Genomic DNA, 706 nt, shown 5'->3' with positions numbered 1-706 from the left:
CCATATTTAATAAACTATAATAAAATGAATTTCATGTTTTAACCAACTATAATTCTTAAATATATGTAAGTCACTGACATTCTGGCCATGTATTTTTGAAAAGGTTTGAAATCGTATATTTTTTACAAAAACAAGATATAATTATTATTGAAGAGCAATTTGTAAGTCCCATTGAAATATGTGGTAAATTTACATGGGATATGAAATGCATATTCGAAAAGAGATAATGTACTAATAATAGTACTCTTATCTCTTTTTTCTTTTTGTAGCGAATGTATTATTTGAAATAAGATCACTTAACATATGGTAAAATTTAGTTAATATATGTGAACACACAATAAATTCAGATGGGAAGAAGGAATATTTATGGTCAATAATTATATAAACGCAAAAGATGCACTTTTTTATAAAAAACGTTTTTACAATGTATTAGCTTCAATTCCCTTTGTATTCATTTCGGTAATAGGGATGTATTTGTTAGATGTTGAATTAATGTATTTTGTAATTTTTACAGGTATTGCAATAATGACTTTATTAATTCAGTTCATTTATTATTATTCAAACTGGAAAGAATCCCTTAAGTGAATTTGGTAAGTTTCAAGATAGATTGCCTACCCATAACGATAATTATGTAAATAAGCCGTCCATATGGACGGCTTATTGTATTTTTTGCTTAGCGTGGTTTTTTTCCAAAATGCTGGCGGTA

Annotated in this window: 1 protein-coding gene; it reads left to right on the top strand. The window is 26.6% G+C overall.

All coding sequences use genetic code 11. The features are described 5' to 3' along the window. Positions 1-366: 366 nt before the first annotated feature. Positions 367-585, top strand: a complete 219-nt coding sequence (locus LOK41_RS28370; RefSeq protein WP_241819417.1) for a hypothetical protein — start codon at positions 367-369, stop codon at positions 583-585. Positions 586-706 lie beyond the last annotated feature (121 nt).

This window comes from Bacillus sp. TL12, assembly GCF_022625245.1.
Taxonomy (GTDB): Bacteria; Bacillota; Bacilli; order Bacillales; family Bacillaceae_G; genus Bacillus_A.
The sequence above is the reverse complement of the archived record's forward strand: the minus strand, read 5'-3'. Positions and strand labels throughout refer to the sequence as shown.